At 63.8% G+C, this 8,679-nt stretch carries 10 protein-coding genes; 5 read left to right on the forward strand and 5 right to left on the reverse strand.

All coding sequences use genetic code 11. The features are described from left to right. Nucleotides 1-232 (forward strand): putative sulfate exporter family transporter (locus VQ044_RS22545; RefSeq protein ID WP_331827789.1); only part of this gene is annotated, 232 nt, incomplete at its 5' end. 60 nt (nt 233-292) lie between these two features. Continuing rightward, on the forward strand, nt 293-1,375 hold the full coding sequence (pta, locus tag VQ044_RS22550; RefSeq protein WP_327649748.1) for a phosphate acetyltransferase: 1,083 nt from the start codon (nt 293-295) through the stop codon (nt 1,373-1,375). Between the two features lie 444 nt (nt 1,376-1,819). Here the strand turns inward: pta and VQ044_RS22555 are convergent, their stop codons facing one another. After that, complete coding sequence (locus tag VQ044_RS22555) at nt 1,820-3,220, reverse strand: NAD(P)/FAD-dependent oxidoreductase (RefSeq protein WP_327649749.1); 1,401 nt, start codon at nt 3,218-3,220, stop codon at nt 1,820-1,822. 36 nt (nt 3,221-3,256) lie between these two features. Beyond that, complete coding sequence (locus VQ044_RS22560) at nt 3,257-3,631, reverse strand: nuclear transport factor 2 family protein (protein ID WP_327626283.1); 375 nt, start codon at nt 3,629-3,631, stop codon at nt 3,257-3,259. Nucleotides 3,632-4,132: 501 nt separating this feature from the next. Between VQ044_RS22560 and VQ044_RS22565 the strand changes: the two genes are divergently transcribed. Together VQ044_RS22565 and phnN are read left to right on the forward strand one after the other, a co-directional pair. Then, nucleotides 4,133-4,477: a hypothetical protein gene (locus VQ044_RS22565; RefSeq protein ID WP_327649750.1), complete on the forward strand. Its 345-nt coding sequence runs from the start codon at nt 4,133-4,135 to the stop codon at nt 4,475-4,477. Next, nucleotides 4,467-5,231 carry a phosphonate metabolism protein/1,5-bisphosphokinase (PRPP-forming) PhnN gene (gene phnN / locus VQ044_RS22575; protein ID WP_442880733.1) on the forward strand — a complete coding sequence of 255 codons (765 nt, stop codon included), beginning with the start codon at nt 4,467-4,469 and terminating at the stop codon, nt 5,229-5,231. The genes VQ044_RS22565 and phnN overlap by 11 nt, the downstream gene beginning before the upstream one ends. Nucleotides 5,232-5,597: 366 nt before the next feature. Here the strand turns inward: phnN and iolB are convergent, their stop codons facing one another. Beyond that, complete coding sequence (iolB, locus tag VQ044_RS22580; RefSeq protein ID WP_327649752.1) at nt 5,598-6,419, reverse strand: 5-deoxy-glucuronate isomerase; 822 nt, start codon at nt 6,417-6,419, stop codon at nt 5,598-5,600. Between the two features lie 4 nt (nt 6,420-6,423). Further along, nucleotides 6,424-6,681 (reverse strand): DUF3329 domain-containing protein, encoded by a 258-nt coding sequence (locus tag VQ044_RS22585; RefSeq protein ID WP_327626280.1) that lies wholly within the window; start codon nt 6,679-6,681, stop codon nt 6,424-6,426. A 137-nt stretch (nt 6,682-6,818) separates the two neighbouring features. Between VQ044_RS22585 and iolG the strand changes: the two genes are divergently transcribed. After that, a complete protein-coding gene (gene iolG, locus VQ044_RS22590; RefSeq protein WP_327649753.1) occupies nt 6,819-7,805 on the forward strand; it encodes an inositol 2-dehydrogenase in 987 nt (328 codons plus the stop codon). A gap of 149 nt (nt 7,806-7,954) precedes the next feature. On the opposite strand, the gene VQ044_RS22595 is transcribed toward iolG, so the two are convergent. After that, nucleotides 7,955-8,536: a hypothetical protein gene (locus VQ044_RS22595; protein ID WP_327649754.1), complete on the reverse strand. Its 582-nt coding sequence runs from the start codon at nt 8,534-8,536 to the stop codon at nt 7,955-7,957. Between the last annotated feature and the right edge of the window lie 143 nt (nt 8,537-8,679).

Raw genomic sequence — 8,679 nt, forward strand, 5'->3', positions numbered from 1 at the left:
CGGCTTTCTGGCGCTGGCCGCGCTCAACTCCTTCGGCCTGATCCCGAAGCAGGCGGCCGACATTACCGCCGATGTCTCCGGCTGGGCGCTCCTGTTCGGCATCGCCGCCGTCGGCATGAAGACCGCGCTGAAGAGCATCCTCGCCGTCGGCCGCGAAGCCGTCCTCCTCGTCGTCGCCGAGACCGTCTTCCTCGCCGCCTTCATCCTCATCGGCATCGCATATCTGAACTGACGGCGATGAGCTCAGGCCCCGGACTGCCGTGGCAAATCGCACTCGCGAGGACAGCGAACCATGAAGCCACTCGACGACATCATCATTGCCGCCAAGACCTCGCCAAAACACATCGTACTGCCGGAAGGCGAGGACGCGCGCATCATCGAGGGTGCGGCGCGCGCGGTGCGCGAGGGCATCGCCCGGATCACACTCCTCGGCGACCCGCGGGCAATCGCCGCGAAGCTGGACGCTACCGGCTTGGATCCGGCAAGCGTCGCCATCCTGGACCCGACACGGGCGCCGCAGACTGCCGACTACGCCGCCGCCTATCACAAACTGCGCCGTCACAAGGGTGTCGATGAGGCCGCAGCGAAGGCGGCCATGACGACACCACTCGGCTTTGCCGCGATGATGGTCCGACAGGGCGACGCCGACGGGACGGTCGGTGGCGCCATCGCCACTACCGCTGACACGGTCCGCACGGCGCTGCAGATCATCGGCCGGGCGCCGCAGGCCAAGATCGTGTCGAGTTTCTTCCTGATGATGCTCTGCGAGCACCACCATACGACCAAGGGAGGCTTCGTCTTCGCCGATTGCGGGATGATCGTCGAGCCGAGTGTCGAGGAACTGGCCGAGATCGCCATCGCCTCGGCCGATTCCTACGCCGAGTTAATCCGCGAGGAGCCGCGCGTCGCCATGCTGTCGTTCTCGACCGGTGGCAGCGCCAAGCATGAACGGGTCAGCCGGGTGGCCGCCGCCGCCGATCTTGTCAAAACGACCCGCGCCGACATCAAGATACATGGCGATCTGCAGTTCGACGCCGCCTTCGTGCCGGCCGTCAGCGCCGCCAAGTCGGCCGGTTCCCCGCTGGAGGGCCTGGCCAACGTCATGGTCTTCCCCAATCTCGACGCCGCCAATATCGGCTACAAGATCGCCCAGCGGATCGGTGGCGCCAAGGCGATCGGACCGATCCTGCAAGGCTTGGCCAAACCCGCAAACGATCTGTCCCGCGGCTGCAGCGCCGACGACGTCTTCCATATCATCGCCGTCACCTGCGTGCAGGCGATCGCCGCGGCAACGGCGGCCGGGCCAGCGGGGCGTAGAAAAACGGAACCGCTCGCCAAGCTCCTGTTTGAGGACTACCGCGACGAAGGTGAGTGACGCCTGCGGCTCAGGGGCCTGGAGCGCCTTGTGACCGCCGGTCGGCTCCATGCCCGTAGCCCGATGATCCCAAGCGCATGCGCGACCTCACGCATCTGCAATAGCTTCACCTCCTCGATCGTCATCTTCATCACGACATCTCTAATACCAACCTGCGGTGATAGGGACCTATTCGATGGCGCTGAACGGGCTTGTCCGGCCAGGAGCACCGCGCGGTTCGATGCGGCGCATCGGGCAAGCGGTGCGACGCCGTCCGGCAGGCCCGTCCAGCCCACCGAAGGCCGGGCGCGCGCCGCGCTTGGCTTCGTCACGGGCCTCGCCCGATGCGCCGCATCGCGCGTCGTCCCGCTCCTCGCCACGCATCGGCGCCAAGGTGCGGGAAATGGCCGGTCGAATGGGTTCCTATCACCGCAGGTTGGTATAAGTGGCAGGTCGTCGGCCAATTCATCGAGATTCATCGGTGTACTGGTACCAACCGTACATCATCCGCTGGCCCAACCGCCGGAAGGGCGTCAGGATGCCGTGACTCGGCAATGGCGAGGTGAAGATCGGCAGGTCGAGGCCGGCACCTTTGCCGGCCAGCATCTGCGCCATGCGCCGACCGGCCTGGGCGGAATACATCACGCCGTTGCCGCCATAGCCCATGGCGTAAAAAATTGCCTGCGCCGGGTCCGGCTGGAAAATCCGCGGCATCATGTCGTGGCTGACATCGACCCAGCCCCACCAGGAATAGTCCAGATCGATGCCTTCCAGCGCTGGGAACTTGCGGGTGAGCCCCTTTTGCAGAAGCGCCAGATGCTTCGGGTTTTCGGCATCGGCGCCGGTGATCGCACTGCGGCTGCCGATCTGCATCCGGCCGTCGGGCAGGAACCGATAGTATTGGCGAAGCGTGCGCGTGTCGGTCAACGGTGAACCGGTCTGAGCGCCGCACGCCACCTTCTCCTCCTCCGTCAGCGGTCGCGTAACGATGGAATTCGACAGGATCGGCATCAACCTGTTTCTGGTGCGGTGGCTGAGCCCCGGCGGCGTGTAGCCGGCGGTCGCCAGCGCCACGGCGCGGGCGCGCACGGTGCCCCCAGGGGTCGTCAGATGATGCACCCCTCCCTTGATTTCCCAACCCATCACCGGGCTGGCCGGATGCACCTTGGCGCCGAGCTTGCGCGCCAGTCGAAGATAGCCGAAGGCGAGCTTACCGGCGTGGATCGAGATGCCGTCCGGCTCATGCATAGCCCCAGCCGCTTCCTGATCCCTGACATGGCGCTCATGCAGTTCCTCGCGGCCGAGCATGCGAGAACCGTAACCAAACACGTCATTGAGAAGCTTCGATTCCGCTTCCAATTTCGGCAGCACACCTGGCTTGTGCGCGATGTAGAAATGCCCGCCGTCTTGCGGCTCGCAATCGAATTCGCCAGAGCCGATCAGATCGCGGAACAATTCGAACGCTTCCAGGATCTCGGCGTGCAGCTTCTTTGCGACCTCGACTCCCCAGCGTTGGATCCACTGTGACCGCTTCAACCGCCCGGAGGAAATCTGGGCTTGCCCGCCATTGCGGGTCGAGCAGCCCCAGGCAACCGTATTGGCTTCGAGCACTGTCGCTTTGATCCCGTGCTCCTTGGCCAGATGGATGGCGCAGGACAGGCCCGTGTAGCCCGAGCCGACCACGACGACATCGACATCCATGTCGCCCGAGACCGGCCCGTCGTCCTCGGGCGGCGGACCAGCCGTCCCGATCCAGTAGGTCGGCGCGTAATCGCGGTTGTGGCCGGGGCCGGCATCGACGAGCGGATCGTAGTGCGGATCATAGCTGGCCTTGGGCCAATGCTTGGGACGAATGGGATCGGACATGGCTCGGATTCCCGGATCTGGAGCGCGACGCTGGGTTCAGGCCGTGAGCAGCGGGCGGTTCTTGCGAAATGCTTGCTTGACGATGATTTTGCCGCCGCGCAGCGTGAACAAGTCGGCACCCTGCGCTTCCACTTTCGTGCCGTCGGCGTTGGTGCCGGAAAACGTCCATTCCGAAACCGCCCGGTCACCCTGGACGAAGTGGCTGTGATGATCCCAGTGGGCGTCAGGCATCGTGGACCATACGCCGCTGAAGGCATTGGCCATGGCCTCGGCGCCTTCTATCCGGGTGCCATACACCTCCGGCCCACCGACGGTGTAGAAGACGCAATCGTCGGCGAAGACCCGCATCACGGCCTCGATGTCGTGGCGGTTGAAGGCGTCGAAGGTGGCTGCGAGATCGGCGGCCGTCAGCGTATCATTCATGTGGGCATCCTCATTTTCATCGCCTGATTGTGGAGAGCTGCGACGGCCGGCGGCTCAGCCTGCGAGACGCTGGCCATCCTGCCTCTCGTGCATCCGCTCGACAGGATGGCGCGCCCCTCGGATCCCCCGGCTCAACGGGATAGGCCGTCCACTGCGCCCGTGGGCGCGTGCCCGCCCGATGGCTCGATTTCAGGCTGCGGCAGCGTCGGGCGCGCCTGATCAAGGCTTAAGGCTTGGCGCGATCCGACCATAGGGCCAGTTTCGGGATTGACTGGGTCCAGGACCCATCCAACAGCGTCCGCTTCACAAGCAAATGCGGGCGCGGATGCGATCTTCGTCTCAAAGGCTGATGATTCCACTTGCGCAGGACGATTCCGTACAATTCCGCGAATGCGATTCGGCCGCGCCGAAAACGTGCAATCGTGGCAGACAGGGGAGCGTCTCACGGCAGTTGCCCAGGCGCGCATGGTCTGCCTCCAGGGGGAACGGATGTTCAAGACAGCGCCGCAGGAACCGACGCTCAGGCGGGAACAGATCGATGATCTGATCCCCAACGGCTCGGCCGATATGGAATGGGCAGACGCGATCTACCTTTCGCGTCAAGGAAGCCGCGTCGATCATCAGGGCCTCGCTTCGCCGGATGCCGCCGCGCCGATCCTGGAGCCCGCGGCCCGAACCTGCCGCGACGATCTGACCCGGAACGACATCGCCGCCGTTCAGGAGATGGCCCATCGCCGCGCGGACCGACCGGCGCTGAACATATGGACCGGCCGTTTGGACAAGCGGCCGACCGCTGCTGCGTCGCCGTGCCTTCTCTGCAGAGATGCCACTTGATGCCGACGACGAAGCAACGCCAGGCCAGCGGGGCGGCGGCCCCATTCGTAAATCGTTCCCCCGGGTCGTTCGTCGCCGTCGTCGGGCCGAGCGGCGCCGGCAAGGATTCGCTGCTGGCGATTGCCGCCGCAGCACTCGCCACGGACTCAACATTCTTCTTCCCCCGCCGTGCCGTCACCCGCATCGCGCTTGTCGACNCGCCGGCAAGGATTCGCTGCTGGCGATTGCCGCCGCAGCACTCGCCACGGACTCAACATTCTTCTTCCCCCGCCGTGCCGTCACCCGCATCGCGCTTGTCGACGCGGAAGACCACGACAGCCTGACTCCGGCGGCGTTCACCGCGGCTGAGGCCGCCGGCGCCTTCTGCCTGACATGGTCGGCGCACGGCCTCTCCTATGGCCTGCCGGCTGAGATTTCGAGACGCCTGGAGGCCGGCGAGACCGTCGTCGCCAATGTGTCGCGGGCGGCTTTGCGGAACGCGGCGGAGCGCTTTTCCCGCCTCCACATCATCGAGATCACCGCTCCACGCCACCTGCTCGTCGCGCGGATCGCCGCGCGAGGCCGGGAAACGCCGGAGGAGATCGACCAGCGGCTGCGACGCCAGGCGACGCTCGACGTGCCGGAGAGCGCCGAGGGGGTTCATCGCATCCACAACGATCGCGCGATCGACGACGCCGCCGCGGCCTTCATCGCGATCCTGCGAACGGTGCGCTTCATCGCCCCGGAGGACAGACCCGCCGAGCGGCGCGGCTGAGACGCAGAGCCACCGTTCAGGCGCGGGGCACATGCCTTGAACCTTGCCTGCTTCGTTCAAGGGAAACGGTCGGCCGGAGGATCTTGCAGCGGCGCGAGGGGTGGGCACGGCTCAGAGCGGGGAGCCCGACCGGTGGTCCGGTTCTCCTGGAAATGACCGCCCGTCAAGGCCGACCGACATGGGACTGGCGCGACATCGCCAGCGGACATGGCGCAATGGCAACCGCGCCGCGTGACCTTGCGATGCTTCTCCTGGATATCGCGGGGGCGGCATGATTATGGTTCCGGCCCCATAACAGTAGGCAAGCCGAACTCTCGCCGGAGACGGACAAGTACGCGCCCGCCCGCCAAAGCCCCGTTTCTGATCTCACGCCGGCGGCATTACCAGCCATTCGTGCGCCAGTTCGTTGTGGAACTTCCACGTCCGCGTCGGCCCGGCCATGACGTTGAGATAGTACAAATCGTAGCCGTGCGTCGCCGCGCAGGGGTGATAGCCCTTCGGCACCAGCGTGACGTCGCCGTCCTCCACCACCATCGCCTCGTCGAGTTCGCGCGTGCCGTCGTCTCGCGCATCCGTATAGACGCGCTGGAAGGCGAAGCCCTGCGGCGGATCGAGGCGATGGTAGTAGGTCTCTTCGAGATAGGACTCGTCCGGCAGATTGTCGGTGTCGTGCTTGTGCGGCGGATAGGACGAGGTGTGCCCGCCGGGCGTGATCACCTCGACGACCAGCAGTGAATCCGCGCCGGGGTCGGTTTCGGGCAGGATGTTGGTGACGTGGCGGACATTGGTGCCCTGCCCGCGCGTCTCCCGGCCGAGCGAAACCGGAGCGATCAGCCGCGGCGGATGCGCGCCGGGGGTTCCCGGCGCCGAGCAGACGGCAAGTTCGACGGCGGTCTCGGCCGTCACCTGCCAGCGGTCGCCAGCGGGGACATAGACCGACCAGGGCTTGCCCTCGAACGGGCTCATCCGCTCGCCGATCAGGCCGAAGTCCTCGCCATCGCTTGCCATGGAGGCACGACCCGAGACGAGCACCAGGCAGACCTCGCGGTCGCCGGTGCGCTCGGCGACGCTGGCGCCGGGGGCCAACCGATACAGCTCGAAGCCGACATAGCTCCAGCCGGCGCTCTCGGGCGTGACGTGGATGACGCGGTCGTGGTCGCGTTTCGGTCGAACGCGCAGATGGGACATCGGGTCACTTTCCTTCGCTGGTCTCGGTGTCGTTCGCGGCCGTTCCCTCCCCGGGCGCCGGTGCCTTGGCGCCTGCCGCGTTCGGATCGTAGGTGAGGAAGAAGGTCCAGATCGCCCAGACGGCCGCCGCGCTGGTCATGATGCCCCAGAAGGGCTCGTCCCTCGCCCATTCCAGCGCGGTCCAGACGACGAGCACACCGGTCAGGCACACGCGAATCCAGAGCGGGCGGTAGAACGGATGTTCGGCTTCGCGTCTGCGCATCTCGTCGCTCCTTCGTCGTCGGTCCGGCCTCTGTCACCGTCCCGAGACTGAATTCTAATCCTTCTCAAGCTCGGATTGTCTATTCCAATCTCAGCGATTAGTCCTGCGACGCGAGATTGGACTTCTGGAGACATGTCATGCTGAGCTTCGGCCTTCTGGGATGCGGCCGCATCGGCCAGATCCACGGGCGCAATATCGTCGCGCATCCTAACGCGCGGCTCGTCGCAGTGGCCGACGCGCTGCCGCAGTCGGCCGAGAGCTTTGCGGCCGCGTCCGGCTGCAAGGCTCGCCCGGCGGACGCGATCCTGACGGCCGCCGACATCGACGCCGTCATCATCGGCACGCCGACCGACACCCATGCCGGGTTTATCGAGACGGCCGCGGGCGCTGGCAAGGCGGTGTTCTGCGAAAAGCCGGTCGACCTCAACTCGCAACGGATTCGCGACACGCTGGCGCGGATCGGCGATGCGCCGTTGATGATCGGATTCAATCGCCGCTTCGACACGCATTTCGGTTCGTTAAAGGCGCGGATCGACAATGGCGATATCGGCGACGTCGAGCTCGTCACGATCCTGTCGCGCGATCCCGGCCCCCCGCCGGTCTCCTACATCAAGTCGTCGGGCGGCCTCTTCCGCGACATGATGATCCACGACTTCGACATGGCCCGCTTCCTGCTCGGCGAGGAAATCACCGAAGTCCACGCCGTCGGCTCCTGCCTGGTCGACAGCGCCATCGGCGAAGCCGGCGACATTGACACCGCCGCCGTGCTGCTCAAGACCGCAACGGGAAAGATCGCGCAGATCTCCAATTCGCGGCGGGCGACCTATGGTTACGATCAGCGCGTCGAAGTGCATGGCTCGAAGGGCCTGTTGAAGGCGGAAAACGTGCCCCAGACGACGGTGGTCCTCGCCAATCAGGCGGGGGTCGCGGCCGACCCCGTCCAGAATTTCTTCCTGGAACGCTATGCCGAGGCCTATCGCCGCGAATTGGCCTATTTCATCGACGCCGTCACCAGCGGGACCCAGCTTTCGCCCTCTGGCATGGATGGGCTGAAGGCGGGGCTGCTGGCCGACGCCGCAACGCAGAGCCATGAGCGCGGCCGTTCGGTGAAACTCGAAGCGTGAACCAAAGCCGTGAGGCAAATCAGCGTCAGTGAAGAAGGGGGAGCAAGGTCCGCAGTGAAAGCGGACTGGTGCTGCCGGAGAGACTCGAACTCTCGACCAAAGATCCAATAAATCCTTGTTTTAATTTTCTTTTTTTTCTGACCATTTGGTCATTTTTGGGTATTGGAATGAGCTGTGGATTGGGTAAACTTAAAACGTCCTAACTTCTTGAGCCTCGCAGGCAGACCCTGCTTGGCGAGGGGATCATAGCTTTCAAAGTGCCTTTGAATCATGCGTCGAATATCGTTTACCTGTGCTTCGTTGTCGGAAATCCCATATCCGCTCTGGTACAGCGAGTCTTGTATGAGGTTTTGAAACCAATGGTAATTTTTATCCAAGGTATCCCAGTAGCGTCCCTGCTTTAACCCGGAGAGATACTGTTTTGTCGCATATTCCACGGCTGTGAGCATCGCCTCTTCGCGGCCCCTTAAATGTGACACGACTGCATCGCGGATATGCTCTGGAATAAACGGGTCTGATTCCAGACGTATCTGCTCTTCACGAATTTTTATTGTCCTTCTCGGAATTGGTATACCGCAATACTCCCACGAGCCCGTAAGCATTTCATGCTTATTTCTTAAAACTTCAGAGTTTATATGTGAAACTACTTCTTCTGCATTTTTGTCATTCGTCCAATTTTCTTCTGCCCCCCAATCAAACTCTCGAAACAGATCGTCCGACAGACTGGCCAACCGGTCAATAACGCGCTTTTGGTATTCCGTATTTACGGAATTTAGAAGACCATTCCTTGCCTATCCGGTTGATTCCCACACCCACTAGATCTAGTGTTGGGCATGGATGTCCTGGCCCGTGAAGACCTGCCGTTCCCGCAGTC

This window comes from Aurantimonas sp. C2-5-R2 (assembly GCF_036549495.1).
GTDB lineage: Bacteria > Pseudomonadota > Alphaproteobacteria > Rhizobiales > Rhizobiaceae > Aurantimonas > Aurantimonas coralicida_A.